Annotated in this window: 15 protein-coding genes and 1 pseudogene; 11 read left to right on the top strand and 5 right to left on the bottom strand. The window is 69.9% G+C overall.

Annotated features, from left to right (window positions below; genetic code table 11):
- The first annotated feature begins 100 nt into the window (after positions 1–100).
- Complete coding sequence (locus tag AB0M63_RS18525) at positions 101–1,405, top strand: aldolase/citrate lyase family protein (protein WP_366020111.1); 1,305 nt, start codon at positions 101–103, stop codon at positions 1,403–1,405.
- Positions 1,406–1,500: 95 nt separating this feature from the next.
- On the top strand, positions 1,501–3,669 hold the full coding sequence (locus AB0M63_RS18520) for a protein kinase (RefSeq protein WP_366020110.1): 2,169 nt from the start codon (positions 1,501–1,503) through the stop codon (positions 3,667–3,669).
- On the opposite strand, the gene AB0M63_RS18515 is transcribed toward AB0M63_RS18520, so the two are convergent.
- Positions 3,615–4,394: a hypothetical protein gene (locus tag AB0M63_RS18515; protein ID WP_366020109.1), complete on the bottom strand. Its 780-nt coding sequence runs from the start codon at positions 4,392–4,394 to the stop codon at positions 3,615–3,617. The two genes, AB0M63_RS18520 and AB0M63_RS18515, sit on opposite strands and share 55 nt — an antisense overlap.
- A 7-nt stretch (positions 4,395–4,401) precedes the next feature.
- Positions 4,402–5,439 carry a LacI family DNA-binding transcriptional regulator gene (locus AB0M63_RS18510; RefSeq protein WP_355901725.1) on the bottom strand — a complete coding sequence of 346 codons (1,038 nt, stop codon included), beginning with the start codon at positions 5,437–5,439 and terminating at the stop codon, positions 4,402–4,404.
- Positions 5,440–5,647: 208 nt separating this feature from the next.
- Between AB0M63_RS18510 and AB0M63_RS18505 the strand changes: the two genes are divergently transcribed.
- Entirely contained in the window at positions 5,648–6,601 is a 954-nt protein-coding gene (locus AB0M63_RS18505) for an ROK family protein (protein WP_355901724.1), read from the top strand.
- Positions 6,602–6,646: 45 nt separating this feature from the next.
- Here the strand turns inward: AB0M63_RS18505 and AB0M63_RS18500 are convergent.
- Positions 6,647–7,102, bottom strand: a pseudogene (locus AB0M63_RS18500) (NPCBM/NEW2 domain-containing protein); the annotation flags it as partial.
- Between the two features lie 99 nt (positions 7,103–7,201).
- Between AB0M63_RS18500 and AB0M63_RS18495 the strand changes: the two are divergent.
- From AB0M63_RS18495 to AB0M63_RS18460, 8 genes are all read left to right on the top strand, one after another.
- A complete protein-coding gene (locus AB0M63_RS18495) occupies positions 7,202–8,173 on the top strand; it encodes a TIGR01777 family oxidoreductase (protein WP_366020108.1) in 972 nt (323 codons plus the stop codon).
- A 30-nt stretch (positions 8,174–8,203) separates the two neighbouring features.
- Entirely contained in the window at positions 8,204–8,398 is a 195-nt protein-coding gene (locus AB0M63_RS18490; RefSeq protein ID WP_366020107.1) for a hypothetical protein, read from the top strand.
- 139 nt (positions 8,399–8,537) lie between these two features.
- The gene (locus AB0M63_RS18485) at positions 8,538–9,581 is read left to right on the top strand and encodes an NUDIX domain-containing protein (protein ID WP_355901721.1); all 1,044 of its coding nucleotides are present in this window, start codon (positions 8,538–8,540) and stop codon (positions 9,579–9,581) included.
- Positions 9,582–9,831: 250 nt separating this feature from the next.
- Positions 9,832–11,649, top strand: a complete 1,818-nt coding sequence (locus tag AB0M63_RS18480) for an ABC transporter family substrate-binding protein (protein WP_366020106.1) — start codon at positions 9,832–9,834, stop codon at positions 11,647–11,649.
- 100 nt (positions 11,650–11,749) lie between these two features.
- Positions 11,750–12,736: an ABC transporter permease gene (locus AB0M63_RS18475; protein WP_355901719.1), complete on the top strand. Its 987-nt coding sequence runs from the start codon at positions 11,750–11,752 to the stop codon at positions 12,734–12,736.
- Positions 12,729–13,649, top strand: coding sequence for an ABC transporter permease (locus AB0M63_RS18470; protein ID WP_366020105.1), 921 nt, complete (start codon positions 12,729–12,731; stop codon positions 13,647–13,649). Before AB0M63_RS18475 ends, AB0M63_RS18470 begins: the two co-directional genes overlap by 8 nt.
- Positions 13,646–14,764, top strand: coding sequence for an ABC transporter ATP-binding protein (locus tag AB0M63_RS18465; RefSeq protein WP_355901717.1), 1,119 nt, complete (start codon positions 13,646–13,648; stop codon positions 14,762–14,764). The genes AB0M63_RS18470 and AB0M63_RS18465 overlap by 4 nt, the downstream gene beginning before the upstream one ends.
- A complete protein-coding gene (locus tag AB0M63_RS18460) occupies positions 14,761–15,831 on the top strand; it encodes an oligopeptide/dipeptide ABC transporter ATP-binding protein (protein WP_355901716.1) in 1,071 nt (356 codons plus the stop codon). Before AB0M63_RS18465 ends, AB0M63_RS18460 begins: the two co-directional genes overlap by 4 nt.
- Here AB0M63_RS18460 and AB0M63_RS18455 read toward each other — a convergent pair.
- Complete coding sequence (locus AB0M63_RS18455; RefSeq protein WP_366020104.1) at positions 15,804–16,859, bottom strand: protein kinase family protein; 1,056 nt, start codon at positions 16,857–16,859, stop codon at positions 15,804–15,806. The two genes, AB0M63_RS18460 and AB0M63_RS18455, sit on opposite strands and share 28 nt — an antisense overlap.
- 14 nt (positions 16,860–16,873) lie before the next feature.
- A complete protein-coding gene (locus AB0M63_RS18450; RefSeq protein WP_355901850.1) occupies positions 16,874–17,176 on the bottom strand; it encodes a DUF1905 domain-containing protein in 303 nt (100 codons plus the stop codon).
- Positions 17,177–17,208: the final 32 nt, after the last annotated feature.

The following is a 17,208-nucleotide window of genomic DNA, read 5'->3' as shown; positions in this document are numbered from 1 at the left end:
GCTCCTGCCGTGGACAGGGTGTTGACCGGCGGGAAGCTCCATGGATAACTTCGTTCTACGGATTGTTGATTCCGCAGAGCGGAAAACTGGAGGGTGTGGGATGGGTCAGGGCCAGCAGGAGAAGGTGGCGACGAGTCTCGCGGGCGTGGTCGGCGAGGAGATCAGCGCCTCCCTGGCACCGGTCGACGCCGAACTGGAGCGCCGCTACCCCGGCGACCCCGGCACCCGCCAGCCCGTCCACACGGTCTACGTCCCCGGTGACGTCTTCGCCGCCGACACCATCCGCTCCTGGGGCGACCGGGCGCTGGCCGCCCTCGACGAACACGCCCCCGACGCGGCCTCTTTCGCCGCCGTGCTTGGCCTCTCCGACGAACTCGCCGAGCCCGTCCACGCGCGCGTGCGGGCCAAGTTGGAGCGCGAGCCCATCGAGGACCTGCGTGTCGACTTCGAGGACGGCTACGGCCCCCGCCCCGACGTCGAGGAGGACGAGGCCGCCGCCCGCGCGGCCCGGCTGATCGCCGAGGCGTTCGCGAAGGGCACGGCGGCGCCGTACATGGGCATCCGGATGAAGTGCATGGAGGCACCAGTGCGCGACCGGGGCATCCGCACCCTCGACATCTTCCTGACCGGCCTGATGGCGGCCGGCGGGCTGCCCGAGGGGCTGGTCCTGACACTGCCCAAGGTCACCTACGCCGAGCAGATCACCGCGATGGTGCGGCTCCTGGAGGCCTTCGAGAAGGCGCACGGCCTGGAGCAGGGGCGCATCGGCTTCGAGATACAGATCGAGACCAGCCAGTCCATCCTCGCCACCGACGGCACGGCGACCGTCGCCCGTATGATCCAGGCCGCCGAGGGCCGCGCCACCGGCCTGCACTACGGCACCTTCGACTACAGCGCCTGTCTCGGCGTCTCCGCCGCGTACCAGGCCAGCGACCACCCGGCAGCCGACCACGCGAAGGCCGTCATGCAGGTCGCGGCGGCGGGGACCGGGGTGCGCGTCTCGGACGGCTCCACGAACGTCCTCCCGGTGGGCCCCACCGCGCGGGTCCACGACGCCTGGCGGCTGCACTACGGCCTCACCCGGCGGGCCTTGTCCCGCGCGTACTACCAGGGCTGGGACATGCACCCCGGGCACATCCCCACCCGCTACGCGGCCGTCTTCGCCTTCTATCGCGAAGGCTTCGAACAGGCCGCCGCGCGCCTCACCCGCTACGCCAACCGGGCCGGCGGCGACGTCATGGACGAGCCCGCGACCGCCAAGGCCCTCAGCGGCTATCTGCTGCGCGGCCTGGACTGCGGAGCGCTCGACATCGCCGAGGTGGCCAGGGCGACCGGGCTGACCCGGGCGGACCTGGAGGGCTTCGCGGCGCCGCGCCGGGGTGACCTGACGGCATCCGCCAAGTAGCGGACCTGTCACAGGTATTGACGTCGGATGCTGTTGTCACCGCCGCCCCGTAGGCTGTACGGCGTTCATGGTCGTGCCACAGGAACGGAGCGGCGGTGCCTTCGGGGGAGAGCGGACGCGTGGACGGGACCGACCGGTTGCTGGCCGGGCGCTATCGCGTCGTGGCCCGGCTCGGGCGCGGCGGCATGGGCGTCGTCTGGCGGGCCGTGGACGAGGTCCTCGGCCGAGAGGTCGCCGTCAAGGAACTGCGCACCTTCACCGACGCCCACGGGCCCGAACTGGCCGACCTGCGGCTGCGGATGCAGCGCGAGGCGCGGGCGGCGGCGCGGGTGCGTCATCCCGGAGTGGTCGCCGTGCACGACATCGCCGAGGTCGACGGACGCCCGCTGATCGTCATGGAGCTGATTGACGGCCCCTCCCTCGACGACGTCCTGGCGGAGCGCGGCCCGATCGGCCCGCGCGAGGCGGCCGGAATCGGCGCGAAGGTGATGGAGGCACTGGCCGCCGCCCACTCGGCCGGCGTCCTGCACCGCGATGTGAAGCCGGGCAACATCCTCCTCGACCGCTCGGGCCGGGTCGTCCTCACGGACTTCGGCATAGCCACCATGGACGACCCGGGCGACGGCTCCGCCACCCACCTCACCCGCAGCGGCGAACTCATCGGCTCCCTGGACTACTTGGCCCCGGAACGGGCCCAGGGCGCCGACCCCGGCCCGGCCTCCGACGTCTGGGCCCTGGGCGCCACGCTCTACGCGGCGGTGGAGGGCACCTCACCGTTCCGCCGCACCTCGACCTACTCCACACTCACGGCGATCGTCTCCGAGCCCCTGCCGGAAGCCCACCGGGCGGGCCCCCTCGACCCCGTCCTGCGTCAACTGATGGACAAACGCCCGGAGTCCCGCCCCGGCGCCGAGCAAGCGCGGGAGCTGCTGGAAGGGGTGGCGGGCGCGTCGGGCACGGATTCACCGACGACCACATTGCGGGTGACCGGCGACGGGGTTCCCGAACTACCGCCGGGATTCGAGCCGGTGGAGCCGAAGGGGAGCGCGGGAGCGGGCGCCGGAGCGTGGACTCCGGAACCGAAGCAGCCAACGGAGCCTCGGGCGGCGGGTTCTGGGGCACAAGGGGCACCAGGGGCTTCGGAGGCGGCACCCCTGGTCGACGCTGGAACCGGCGCGGGGGGAGCGGGCGCCGCTGAGCCGACGGGGACCGTGCCCGGACTCGGGTCCGCGAAGGCCGACGTGCCAGCCGCGCGCGGCCTCGGGATCGGGGACCGCGTAGCCTCGGCCGGGCGGATGTCCGGCGTCGGCGAGCCGGCCGCAGGCGGTGGCCAGGCGACCGGCGGTACGCCTGAGGCAGCGGGACCGGGCAACGCGGCGACCTCGGGACGCCCCGGATTCGAAGGGCCAATACCCGCTAAATCGGCGCGAGTTGCAGCATCGCCGTACACCCCGTGCGTGGCACCCCCACCCGGACCAGGAGAGCACACCCCCGCTTCCTCGGCGCGACTCACCCCTGACGCCCTCCCACCCGCCTCCACGCCCCCGGGCTTCGGCCCACCCCTCGCCCCCGCGCCTCACGCGACCGGCCCCATGGACCGCCCCGACCCGCCCCGCCGCAAGGCACGCGTCCTGCTGGTCGCCGCTGGGGTAGCTGTCGTCCTAGCCGGTGCCGGAGTCGTCGTCGCCCACATGGTCAACTCCGGGGACACGTCCGTCACTTCGAGGACCAGCTCACCCCCGGCCGGAGAGGTGGTCGGCCCCGCCTCGCCCACCGGACACACGGACGCCGACCGCTCGGCCGACCCCAAGCCCACCGGTCAGGGCGACGACGGCTCCCAGGCGCCGACGCAGCAGCACACGGACAAGGGCAACAGCACAACCGGGGGGAAGGCTCCTGGCACCGCGCCGGGCAAGTCAGCGCCCCCCAGCGGCGGAAGCACCCCGACGACAGGCGATGACAGCCCCAGTCCCAGCCCCGCTGCCGCCTGCCAGTCCATCGGCGGCGGCAAATACAACTGCCAGGTGTGGCGCAGCGCCAAGTCCTACACCGCGTCCGGCACCGAAGCCGGAGTCCTCGGCGCGGGGACCAACTACTTCTTCTGCCAGCAGAACCTGGGCCGCCGCGAGACCTACGGCCAGTGGACCAACGTCTGGTGGGCCAGGACGGACGACGACAGCGGCAACACGAACGTCTACGTCAGCGACGTCTACATCAAGGGCGGCGACAACGACGAGCCGGTCCCGGGGCTGCCGGTCTGCTGAAACCGTCCGAAGCACTCCAGGCCGGACACCGTCACCAAGCCTTCCTCCAGGAACAGTCGGGTACCCCGCTCGCACAACTCCCGGTCCGCGCGCGCCCGCCTGCAGAACTTCTCCGGCGTCCGCCCGAACAGCTTCCTCAACTCCGCCGAGCCGCCCAGCAGTTCGGTGAGCAGCGCACGCTCGCCCGGATGCCGGCGCGGTACGCCCGTACCGTCATGCAGCACCCCATGTCGGTTGACGTACGCGTACACGCCTCGTGGCAACTCCCCGGACTCCGGCTCGAAGCGGAACTCGGACCCGGGCAACCACACCCGGTCGAAGGCGACCTCGCTCGCGTCCACCACCGCGAGCTGCCGCGCGTCGAACCACGTCACGAACAACTCCCGTACGACACCGGGTGAGTTGATCGGAGACGCCGAGACATAACCCATGCGGCTCACATGCGCGGAGACGCCGATGCCGACACCCGTGACCCGCGCCTTCACCATCGGGACGGGAGACGTGATTCCGAACTCCGCCATCTTGTGGCGCAGTTGGCCGGGGCAGGCGTTGGAACCGATGGCGAGGACCGGGGTGCGGTCCTCGTACGTGACGCGGTCGTCGAGGGGCAAGAACCGGTCTCCGACGAGGAGTCCGGAGGTGGCGGGCCAGGCGCCCGGGTAGGTGAGGGGTTCCTCGCGCGGTGCCCGAGCGAGCCCCAGGGCCTCCAAAGTACGGTCGTCCACGGGCCGCTCAGTCCGTCGGCGGCAGCTCGCCCGAGCCCCGGGTGATCAGCCGGGTGGGCAGTTCGATGCGCTCCGGGGCGATGAGGGTGCCGTCCAGTTGGCGGAAGAGGCGGTCGGCGGCCGTGCGGCCGAGGGTCGCGGAGTCCTGGGCGACGACGGTCACTCCGGGCTGGAGCAGATCGGCGAGTTCGAAGTCGTCGAAGCCGACGAGGGCGACCCGGCGGGACTGTTCGGCCAGGACCCGGACGACGGTGACCGTCACACGGTTGTTGCCGGCGAAGATCGCGGTCACGGGGGAGGGGCCGGTCAGCATCTCCTCGGCCGCCCGGCGCACCCGCACGGGGTCGGTCACACCGAGGGACATCCAGGCGTCCTCGACCGGTATGCCCGCGTCCTCCATGGCGGCCCGGTAGCCGCGCAGTCGCTCGACGGCGGTGTGGATGCGGGGCATGTCACCGATGAAGCCGATGCGCCGGTGGCCGTGGGAGATGAGGTGGGTGACGCCGTCGCGCGCGCCGCCGTAGCTGTCGGACAGGACGACGTCCGCGTCGATCTGCCCGGCCGGACGGTCCACGAACACGGTCGCGACGCCCGCCTTGATCTCCGGCTCCAGATAGCGGTGGTCGTCCCCGGCCGGGATCACCACCAGCCCGTCCACGCGCCGGGCGCACAGCGCCAGCACCAACTCCTGCTCGCGGTCCGGGTCTTCGGCGCTGGAGCCGTTGATCAGCAGGGCGCCGTGGGCGCGGGCGACCTCCTCGACCGCGCGGCTGAGCGGGCCGTAGAACGGGTCGGCGAGGTCCTCCAGGACGAGGCCGATGCTGGCCGTGCGGCCCTTGCGCAGGACGCGGGCGCTGTCGTTGCGACGGAAGCCGAGGGCGTCGATGGCCTCCTGGACGCGACGCTCGGTGTCGGGGGTGACGCCCGGTTCGCCGTTGACCACGCGAGACACCGTTTTCAGGCCGACACCGGCGCGTGCGGCCACGTCCTTCATGGTCGGACGGTTGCCGTAGCGGTTCTCGGGGCGGCGGGCGGTCTCTGGCACGATGCGCTGTCCTGTCCTGTCGTCCACGGGGGATGCATAGGTCCATGGGTTTGTATGAGGATGTGGCGTCGAGCATAGAGCCTGGACAACGTTGTCATATGCGAGAGAGACTGTCCACCGATATCTCCGGCCTGCGCCCCCACCGCGAGACCGGTCCAACTCACCTTCTGGTGGTACCTCATGTTTGACGGGGAGATCTGACACTGTGATGCACACCGACCTCGTGGCCGCGCTCGACATCGGAGGCACCAAGATCGCCGGGGCGCTGGTGGACGGCCACGGCAAGATCCTGGTGCGCGCGCAGCGCCCGACACCCTCGCAGGACGACGGCGACACCGTGATGCGCGCCGTGGAGGAGGTGCTCGGGGAGCTCACCGCATCGCCTTCGTGGTCCCGCGCGAGCGCCCTCGGCATCGGCAGCGCGGGTCCCGTGGACGCCTCCGCGGGCACCGTGAGCCCGGTCAACGTGCCCGGCTGGCGCGACTATCCGCTCGTCGAGCGGGTGCGTGCGGCGACCGGGGGCCTGCCCGTCGAGCTGATCGGCGACGGTGTGGCGATCACGGCGGCCGAACACTGGCAGGGTGCCGCGCGCGGGCACGCCAACGCGCTCTGCATGGTGGTGTCCACGGGTGTCGGGGGCGGCCTCGTCCTGGGCGGGCAGTTGCACCCCGGGCCGACCGGCAACGCGGGCCACATCGGCCACATCAGCGTGGACCTGGACGGCGACGCCTGCCCGTGCGGTTCGCGCGGGTGTGTGGAGCGGATCGCCAGCGGTCCCAACATCGCCCGGCGGGCGGTCGAGGGCGGTTGGCGGCCGGGCCCGGACGGCGATGCCTCTGCCGCCGCGGTGGCCGCCGCGGCCCGCGCCGGTGATCCGGTCGCCGTGGCCTCCTTCGAGCGGGCCGCACAGGCCCTCGCCGCCGGTATCGCGGCCACCGCGACCCTCGTCGAGATCGACATCGCCGTGATCGGCGGCGGCGTGGGCAAGGCGGGCGACGTGCTCTTCACGCCGCTGCGCAAGGCCCTGAGCGACTACGCGACGCTGTCCTTCGTGCAACGCCTGACGGTGACGCCGGCTCAGATGGGCACGGACGCCGGGCTGGTGGGAGCGGCCGCGGCCGCGCTCGCCGGGCGGGCGAGCACGACCTCGGCCGGGGTGTGAGGAACCGAGCGGACGAAACGTTCGTTCAGTGGCCTACGTCCTTGCTCAGCACGTGAGTCGAGCGTCCGCCCAGTCCGCGTGGTCCGAGTCGATCCCGTCACCGCCGTTGGTGACGAGGAGCCGGACCACCTGGGCGCCGGTCACATCCGCCGTGACCGGCTGGGCGGGCATCGCGTTGGTGAGGACGCCGGTCGAGGCGACCTTGGTGCCGTCCGCCCTCTCCTCGTTGCTGGTGTTGCGCTCAACGGGCCCGTATCCGTTAGTCGTTGACAACCAGAGCAGGTCACCGAGGTAGGAGGGTCCCGCCTGGGGAGCCACCACCGCGGACGCGGTGAACGGCAGGGTGTTGCCGGTCGGTGAGCGGTAACTCGCCTGGAGCGTCAGGTCGTACGACCCCGTCGGTGTCCCCGCGGGCGGGGTGACCGTCGTGGTGAGCGGGGCCCGCGTGGCCGCCTGGATCAACGGAGTGGCGCCGAGGCCGAGTTCGACGGCGGGCGCATTCTTGAGCGCGTGCCGGTCGGCCAACAGGCCGAGGCGATTTACTTTTGAACGCGTTCAAGTTTCTGCGCTAGGCTCACTCCGAACCGAAGGGGGAGCCCTGTGAAGATCGTCATTCCCGGTGGTACGGGACAGGTGGGCGCGGTGCTGAACCGTGCTCTGACCGGGGCCGGGCACGAGGTCGTCGTGCTGAGCAGGCGGCCGGCGCGTGATCGTGAGGTGTGGTGGGACGGCGAGAGGCTGGGCTCCTGGGCCCGGGAGGTTGACGGCAGTGACGTCGTGATCAACCTGGCGGGGCGCAGCGTCAGTTGCCGTTACACGCCCGCCAATCTGAAGGCGATGATGGACTCGCGAGTCCACTCGGCCCGGGTCGTCGGCGAGGCCATCGCCGCCGCCGCGCAACCGCCGCGCGTCTGGCTCCAGATGAGCACCGCCACCGTCTACGCCCACCGCTACGACGCCCCCAACGACGAGGCCACCGGTCTGATCGGCGGCGCCGAACCGGACGTCCCCGGCTACTGGTCCTACAGCGTGGAGATCGCCAAGAACTGGGAGCTGGCGCAGGAACGCGCCGACACCCCGCACACCCGCAAGGTCGCGCTGCGCGCCGCCATGGTGATGAGCCCCGACCGCGGCGGTGTCTTCGACGTCCTGTCGGGGCTGGTCCGGCTCGGGCTCGGCGGTCCGGTCGCGGGCGGCGCCCAGTACGTCTCCTGGATCCACGACCAGGACTTCGTGCGCGCGGTCGAGTTCCTCGTCGACCGCGACGACATCGCAGGACCGGTGAACCTCGCCGCCCCGGGACCGCTCCCGCAGCGCGCCTTCATGCGCGTCCTGCGAGCCGCCCGTGGCGTCCCCGTGGGACTGCCCGCCACCAAGTGGATGGCGGAACTGGGCGCGTTCGCCCTGCGCTCGGACACCGAACTCCTCCTGAAGAGCAGGCGGGTCGTCCCGGGTCGCTTGCTGGCGGAGGGGTTCAGCTTCGATCATCCGCAGTGGCCGGAGGCGGCCGTGGATCTCGTGCGACGGGCCCGGGACGGGGCCGGTTCCGCCCGGCGGGCCGTCCGGGCGTGACCCCGGCGCGCTTCGTCAGTTGAACGGGGCATGAAGAAGCGCAGCATGCTCGCCATCGCCTCCCTCGCCACCGGATTCGTCGTCGCCGCGATCACTCCGTCGCACTCCCACGACCACGACGTACTCGGCGATCTGAACGTCAAGGACACCGTGGGCTCCGTGGACCATCTCGTCAGCGACGGCAGCCTCGCCGTCGACGAGGGCACCCTGGGACAGAACAGCTGATACCGGTCGGAAGCGCACGGCGCCGGTGCCTCGTCGGAGGGGGCACCGGCGCCGTCGTATGCGCGCTCTCAACTGGGGCTGGTTTCCGTGGCAGGGTGGAACGGGCAAGCCTCAGGGGGCCAACAGAAGAGGGGGAACTGTGACCGTCGTCTGGATCAACGGCGCGTTCGGTGCGGGGAAGACGACCACCGCACGGGAACTGATGGACCTGATCCCGAACAGCACGCTCTTCGACCCGGAGGTCATCGGCGGAGCACTGCCCTGCCTGCTCCCGCCCAAGCGTCTCGCGGAGGTCGGCGACTTCCAGGACCTGCCGATCTGGCGGCGGCTGGTGATCGACACGGCGGCCGCCATGCTCGCCGAGCTGGGCGGGACCCTCATCGTTCCGATGACCGTGCTGCGCCAGGAGTACCGCGACGAGATCTTCGGCGGTCTCGCCGCGCGCCGGATCGCCGTCCGGCATGTCCTCCTCGCTCCGGCTGAAACGATCCTGCGCGAACGAATAGCCGCCCGGGAGATCCCACCGGACCTCCCCGACGGCGAGCTGCGGATGCAGCAGTGGGCATACGACCACATCGAGCCGTACCGCGCCGCGCTCGCCTCCTGGCTCACCGCCGACGCCCATCTCGTCGACACCAGCGCGCTCACCCCCTACGAGACGGCCACCCGGATCGCCGGGGCGGTCGGCAGTGGTGCCGTGCCCGTCTGCGACATCGTGCAGACCCCGGAGCCCACCTCCGAGACCCTCGCGGCCGGAGTGCTCCTCTTCGACGAACAGGACCGCGTCCTGCTCGTCGACCCCACCTACAAGGCCGGCTGGGAGTTCCCCGGCGGGGTCGTCGAACCCGGCGAGGCGCCCGCCCGGGCCGGCATGCGCGAGGTCACCGAGGAGACCGGCATCGTCCTCGACGACGTACCCCGGCTGCTCGTCGTCGACTGGGAGTCGCCCGTACCACCGGGCTACGGCGGACTGCGCCTCCTCTTCGACGGCGGCCGGCTGGACGCGGCGGAGGCGGGTCGGCTGCTGTTGCCCGGGCCCGAGTTGCGCGGCTGGTGCTTCGCCAGCGAACAGGAGGCCGCGGACCTGTTGCCGCCCGTCCGCTACGAGCGGTTGCGGTGGGCGCTGCGGGCCCGTGAACGCGGGGCCGCGCTGTATCTGGAAGCTGGTATTCCGGTCGGCTGACGGCACGTGAATTTGCGGTCTGATCAACGATGTTGGAAGGGACTTTGCCTATTCGGGGACACGACCTGGTGATTTTGCGGGGCGTGGGGCATTCCGATAACAAAGCGAGGGCGAATTGTCGCCTTCCCGGTATGAACAAGAACGTGAAGAAGGTACATCGGAGCCCTAACGTCTTTGCGCAGCTCAGTTCTCTCGCGGCCGCCGGCCGCCTTGACGGGACCGGATCTCGTGCCGGTCGAAGGAGAGGAACATGCGCGCGCCATCCTCGGCCCTCACCCGGGCCCTCACCCTCGCCGCCGGCTTCGCCCTGGCGCTCACCGCCTGCAGTAGCGGCGGCGGGGGCGGCAGCTCCAACAAGGGCAGCTCGGCCGGGCTCACGTCCTGCAACACCGTGGGCAAGGCCAACACCTGCAACTCCGCCGCCACCAAGTCCGGAGGCACGTTCACCTATGTGCTGGAGAAGAACATCCAGCAGTGGAACGTCCAGGACGTCAACGGCAACACCTTCGAGAACGCGGAGGCCTTGGAGGTCGTCCTGCCGCAGGTGTTCATACCTCAGCCGGACTTCACCGTCTCCCTGAACACCGACCTGGTGACCTCGGCGACACAGACCAGCACCAGCCCGCAGACTGTCGTCTACAAGATCAACCCGAAGGCGTCGTGGAACGACGGCACGCCCATCAGCGCCGACGACTTCATCTACTACTGGCGTACCAACAACGGCAAGGACTGCCCGCCGCCGCCCGCCAGCGACTCCACGCAGACCAAGGGCTGCCTGCCGCAGAGCACCGCGGGCTACGACCGGATCAAGTCCCTCACGCCGTCCGACAACGGCAAGACATTCACGATGGTGATGTCGAAGCCGTACTCGGACTGGAAGTCGCTGTTCGGTGCCGGCTATCCGCTCTATCCCGCGCACACCGCCGAGAAGCTCTCCGGTGCCAAGGTCGGTGACGCCGCCGCCATGACGGCCACGCAGATGGCGCAGGCCTGGCAGTACTTCCTGAAGACGCCGCCCACCAAGTACCCCACGGCGGGCGCCTACAAGATGCAGCAGTGGGTCGACAACGACCACGCCACCTATGTACCCGACCCCAAGTGGTACGGCGCGAAGAAGGCGACCCTCCAGCGGCTGATCTTCAAGGTGATCTCGGACGCCACTCAAGAGCCGACAGCCCTGAAGAACAACGAAGTTCAGGCCATCTACCCGCAGCCCGAGGTCGACCTGGTCAACCAGGTCAAGGACATCCCCGGCATCACGTACGCCATCGGCAACGGGCTGACCTGGGAGCACTTCGACCTCAACCTGCACGACCCGGTGATCGGCAAGTACCTGGCGCTGCGGCAGGCGATGTTCACGGCGATCAACACCAAGGACATCATCGCCAAGACGGTCGGCCAGTTCGACCCGGCCGTGAAGCCGCTCGGCAACCACAACTTCGTTCCCGGGCAGGCCGGTTACAAGGACGTGGTCAGCGGCACCGGTCAGGGATCGGGTGATCTGACCAAGGCGAAGAAGTACCTCACCGACGCCAAGTTCACCGGCGTGGGCACGGCGTTGAAGACACCGGACGGCAAGGCCGTCGGCCCCTTCAACTGCCGCTACACCACCGGCAACCAGATCCGGCAGAGCGAGTGCCAGATCCTGCAGAGCAACCTGGCGAGCCTCGGCATCAAGATCACCATCAAGCCGATCGGGGCCGCCGACCTCGGCACGGTCCTCGCCGGGCACCAGTACGACATCATCGTCTTCGCCTGGGTCGCACCGCCGTTCCCGAGCAGCGGCGCGCAGCAGAACTGGTTCACCGGCGGCGGCGGCAACTACGGCGGCTACAGCAACAAGACGGTCGACTCCCTGATCTCCCAGGCCATTGGTGAGACGGACGCGACGAAGGCCGCGGCACTCCTCAACCAGGCCGACCAGCTGATGGTGAACGACGCTTATGTGCTGCCGCTCTACCAGAAGCCGACGTTCCTCGCCGTCCAGACGAGGTTCGTCAACATGCGGAACAACTCGTCGAACGTGGGCCCGGCCTACAACACCGGCGAGTGGGGCCTGAAGAAGTAGCACCACCGGCACGCCCGTCGAGCCCGGCCCCGGCGACACCGGGGCCGGGCCCGGCCCGGACGGCATCCCCGACCCGCCGGCCTCCGAGAGAAGAGACCGCATGCTCGCCTACACCGTGCGTCGCATCCTCGTCTCCATACCCGTCCTCATCATCTCGACGTTCATCGTGTTCCTCGTCGTCATCAACTCCGGTGACCCGGTGGCCAACTTCGCCACCTCACGTCAACCCGCGCCCAGCAAGGCGGCGGTGGCCGCCTTCGCCCGGCACATCCACGCCAACCAGCCGGTGATGGAACGCTATTGGAACTGGATCACCGGCGTCCTGCACGGCGACTTCGGCCCGTCCGTGCAGGCCAACCTGAACATCGGGCACGACCTGTTCACCCGGTTCAAGGTCACCATCACGCTGGTCGCCGCGGCGATGATCCTCGCGCTGATCCTGGCCGTGGTGTTCGGCGTGTTCAGCGCCATCCGCCAGTACTCCGCGGCCGACTACACCATCACCTTCTTCGGCTTCCTGTTCCTCGCGATGCCGGTGTTCTGGTTCGCGGTCCTCCTCAAGCAGGCCGGAATCTGGTTCAACGAGAAGACCGGTAGCCAGTTCCTCGGCACCATCGGCGAGAAGTCCCCGTATCTCGAAGTCGACACCACCTGGAACGAGTTCACCGATCACGTGGGCCATCTCATCCTGCCGACCATCACGCTCGCCCTGGTCTCCTTCGCCTCCTGGACCCGCTATACCCGCGCCTCCATGCTGGAGGTCCTCAACAGCGACTACGTACGGCTCGCCCGCGCCAAGGGGCTGCGGCGCGGCAGGGTGATGACCCGGCACGCGCTGCGCACCGCCCTCATCCCGCTCGCCACCGTCACCGCGCTCGACATCGCGATCATCCTGGGCGGCGCGGTGATCACGGAGACGATCTTCCAGTGGCACGGCATGGGCGAGATGCTGGTCCAGGCGGCGACCACGCTCGACGTCTACCGCACCATGGCCTGGCTGTTGCTCTCCGCCGTCGTCGTCATCGGGTTCAACCTCATCGCCGATCTCCTCTACGCCGTACTCGACCCGAGGATCCGCTATGACTGACATCGAGGCACCGGGGTCCGCGGGCACTCAACTGCCGCCCGGCGACCACGAGTTCACCGTACGGCAGCGCACCCAGACCCAGTTGGTGCTGCGCCGCTTCGTGCGGCACCGGGCCGCGATGGTCAGCCTGGTCGTGTTCGTGCTGATCCTGCTGTGGGCGTTCATCGGCCCCCACCTGTGGCACTACTCCTACGAGAAGTACACCGAGGACAACTCCAAACCGCCGTCCTGGAAGCACCCGTTCGGCACCAACTCCTCGGGATACGACGCCTACGCACAGGTCATGCGCGGCACCCAGACCTCGCTGAAGATCGCTATCATGATCGCGCTCGGTTCCACCCTGGTCGGCGCGATCTGGGGCGCCATCGCGGGCTTCTACCGGGGCATCGTCGACGCGGTGATGATGCGCATCGCCGACCTCGTGCTCACGCTGCCGCTGTTCGCGATCGCGCTGGTCATCTCCTCGCGCACCGGCGGCTCCTGGTACTGGATCGCGATCGTGATCGCCGGGCTGACCTGGGCGTACGTGGCCCGGGTGGTGCGCTCCTCGGTGCTGTCGCTGCGCGAGAAGGAGTTCATCGAGGCGGCGCGGGCGCTCGGCGCCTCCGACGTGCGGATCATCTTCCGGCACCTGCTGCCCAACGCCCTCGGCCCGATCATCGTCAACGCGACGGTCCTGGTGGCGACCGGCATCCTCACCGAGACCGCGCTCTCCTTCCTCGGCTTCGGTGTCCAACCGCCCGACACCTCCCTGGGGTTGCTGGTCTCCCAGGCGCAGACGGCGGTCGACACCCGGCCCTGGCTCTTCTATATCCCCGGCGCGTTCATCATCGCCATCGCACTGACCATCAACTTCATCGGCGACGGACTGCGCGACGCCTTCGACCCCCGGCAGCAAAGGGTGCGACAGTGACGACCACGAGTCATGGAGTGCGCGAGGTCCCCGTGACGTCCGCCGTGCTCGAAGTCGAGGACCTCAGCGTCGAGTTCGGCACCGAGGACGGCACCGTACGGGCCGTGCGCGGTGTCGGCTACCGGCTCGACCGCGGTGAATCGCTCGGTATCGTCGGCGAGTCCGGGTCCGGGAAGTCGGTGACCGCCCTCGCTGTGATGGGGCTGCTGCCGGCCGGCGCCCGGGTCCGCGGCTCGGTCCGCTTCGAGGGCACCGAACTCCTCGGGCTGTCCGACGCCCGCCTTTCCGACCTGCGCGGCAGCGGCATCGCGATGATCTTCCAGGACCCGATGACCTCGCTCAACCCCGTCTACAACGTGGGCTACCAGATCAGCGAGACCCTGCTCCGCCACAACCCGGAGATGAAACACAAGGATGCCCGCAGACGGGCCGTCGAACTCCTCGGCACGGTCGGCATCCCCAGCCCGGAGCGGCGCGTCGACAGCTATCCGCACGAGATGTCCGGCGGGATGCGCCAGCGCGTCGTCATCGCGATCGCCATGGCCAACGACCCGGACGTGATCATCGCCGACGAACCGACCACCGCCCTCGACGTCACCGTGCAGGCACAGATCCTCGAAGCCCTGGAGACCGCCCGCGCCGAGACCGGCGCGGCCCTCGTCCTCATCACCCACGACTTGGGTGTGGTGGCCGGCCACACCGACCGGGTCGCGGTCATGTATGCGGGCCGGATGGTGGAGACGGGGTCGGTCGAGGACATCTTCTACACCCCGCGCATGCCCTACACCCTGGGCCTGCTCGGCTCCCTGCCCCGCATGGACCGGGAGGAGGCACGGCTCACCCCCATCACCGGCTCACCGCCGAGCCTGCTCAACCTGCCACCCGGCTGCCCCTTCTCGCCCCGCTGCCCGATGCGCCGCGACGTGTGCGACACGGACGAACCCGCCCTGCGCAGAGCGGGGGGCGATCTGCATCTCAGTGCCTGCCACTTCGCCGACGAACTCGTCGACACCGGCGCCGGTCAGGTCTTCGACGCCGTCGGCGCGGACACCGAGGCCCTGGCCCGCTTCGCCGACGCGGCCCCCGCCACGAACCCCGAGGAGGACCCCGTATGACCGCGCCCGCGCAGGCCGCCACCTCCCTGCCGCCGCTGCCCGGCCACGGCGGCACCGGCGAACCGGTCCTCCAGGTCCGTGACCTCGTCAAGCACTTCCCGGTCATGTCCAAGGGCGTCATCCGCCGCCGCGTCGGCGACGTGCACGCCGTCTGCGGAGTCTCCTTCGACCTGCACGAGAACGAGACCCTGGGCCTGGTGGGGGAGTCGGGCTCGGGAAAGACGACGATCTCCCGCACCGTCCTCGGCCTGGAGCGGGCCACGGCAGGTCAGGTCCGCTACGGCCGGCAGGAGCTGACCGAACTGAGCAGACGTCAGATGCGGCCCCTGCGCCGCGAGTTGCAGATCGTCTTCCAGGACCCGTACGCCTCGCTCGACCCGCGGATGACCGTCCACGAGATCGTCGCCGAACCCCTGCGCATCCACGGGCGGTACGGGACCGGTGCCAAGGACGAGGTCCGCGAGCTCCTGCGCCTGGTCGGGCTCAACCCCGAGCACGGCAACCGCTTCGCCCACGAGTTCTCCGGCGGCCAACGCCAACGCATAGGCATAGCAAGGGCGTTGGCCCTGCACCCGAAGGTGATCGTCCTCGACGAGCCGGTGTCGGCGCTCGACGTGTCGATCCAGGCGGGTGTGCTCAACCTGCTGATGGACCTGCAGAGCGAACTGAGCCTGTCGTTCCTGTTCGTGGCCCACGACCTGTCGGTGATGCGACACGTGGCCGGCCGGGTGGCCGTCATGTACCTGGGTCGCCTCGTCGAGATCGCCCCCGCCCGGCAGCTCTTCGCCCGCCCGGCACACCCGTACACCCAGGCCCTGGTCTCGGCCATCCCGCTGCCCGACCCGCGCAAGGAACGCGCCCGGAAACGGATCACCATCCAGGGCGACGTCCCGAGCCCCGTCCGCCCGCCCAGCGGTTGCCGCTTCCGCACCCGCTGCCCGAAGTTCGCCAACCAGCTCACCGAGAGCGAACGCACGTCCTGCGTGGAGGAGATACCGGCGCTTGTGGACCGGGGCGGGGGCAACCCGGTCGCCTGTCACTACGCGGAGAGCGTCGAGTTGTTGTAGGCGATCCCGAGTGTCTCGGCCGACGGGTACGGAGTCAGCCGACTCTCCTGCGCCAGACGCCGGTTGAAGTCGCCCACGGTCGCGGCGAGTTGTGCGTACCGGGAGATGAGTCCGGCGGCGGCACGGGGGATGTCCTCGGGACGCTTGCCGTCGGCGCAGGCGCGGATGAACTCCTGGCGTTCGTCCCTGCCGTAGCCGTACAGGTCCACGACGAGCCAGTGCACCAGGTAGGAGAGGGCGTAGGCGCGGTCGTAGTGACGGTGGCGGTCGTGGAAGTCGCGCTCGTCCGCCGTGAGTTGGAAGCGCGGTGAGAGGGCGAGGCCGTGGTCGGCGAGATAGAGCTGCCGTCCGTCGGTGAGGATGTTCCTGAAGTGGGTGTCGAAGTGCACGAGTTGGTGCTCGTGAAGGAATCCGGTGACGGCTACGAGCCCCTGTTCCACCAGGGCGCAGGCGGCATCGGGATCGCCGGTGCGCAGCTGCGCGGAGAGCCAGTCGTGCAGGGTGTACGGCAGGTGTTCCAGGAACAGTGTCAGGCTCGCGGACGCCGTGCGCAGTGCCTCGATGTGCTCACGCCCGCCGCCCCAGTAGGCCACGTTCCGCTCCACGTCGGCGAGTTCCTCGGGCAGCCACTGCTCCGGGTCGGGCAGTACGCGCCAGTGGTGCAGCAGCGGGAAGCCCGGAAAGCGGCCGGACACCACCCAGTTGGTCGTCATCTCGTGGACGACCAGCTCACGCCAGACGCCGAAGCCGGGGTTGGGAACGGCACCGATGCCGTAGTGGCAGAAGGCGGGCGCCCCGAACACGTTGGCCGTGGACCGCACGTTCTCCGGCAGCCGCTCGACATCGGTCAACGGCATCCGCTTCACGAACACCTTTCTGCCGTCGACTTCGACCAGCACCGAGCGACCGCCGACACCGGTCCCCAAGGGCGTTCCGGCCGCGACCAGTTCGGCGAGTTCGTGGTCGGAGAGGAGTGCGAGGGACGTGGCGATGTCGCTGTGGACGGCGATGCGCGAGGTGTCGGACATGCGGCCATCCTCGTTCAGGCGGCCCCGAGTTGGAGGCGGACCGTCATCTCCACGGTCACCTCGTCGTCCGCCGCGAGACCCTGGGGCTTGCGTACAGCTGTCTTGAGGGGCAGCAGATAGCCACCGTCCTTGGGGAAGAGCGACGTCGTGAAGCCGACCTCGCCGATCCGGGCCTCGACGGGAATCACACCCCAGCCGTACGAGGCCATGGTGGCGACCTCACGGATGTCCGCCGACTCCTCGTCCGGCACGGGGACGAAGTAGTACGGCGACGGGCCGCGCCACTCGATCACCCGGCCGGTGAAGACGAACCGCATGGTCTCGGTGCCCTTCCTCAACGAGGTTCGGT

Origin of the sequence: Streptomyces sp. NPDC051576 (assembly GCF_040681835.1) — a bacterium.
Lineage (GTDB): Bacteria > Actinomycetota > Actinomycetes > Streptomycetales > Streptomycetaceae > Streptomyces.
This window is presented reverse-complemented; position numbering and strand designations above follow the sequence as displayed.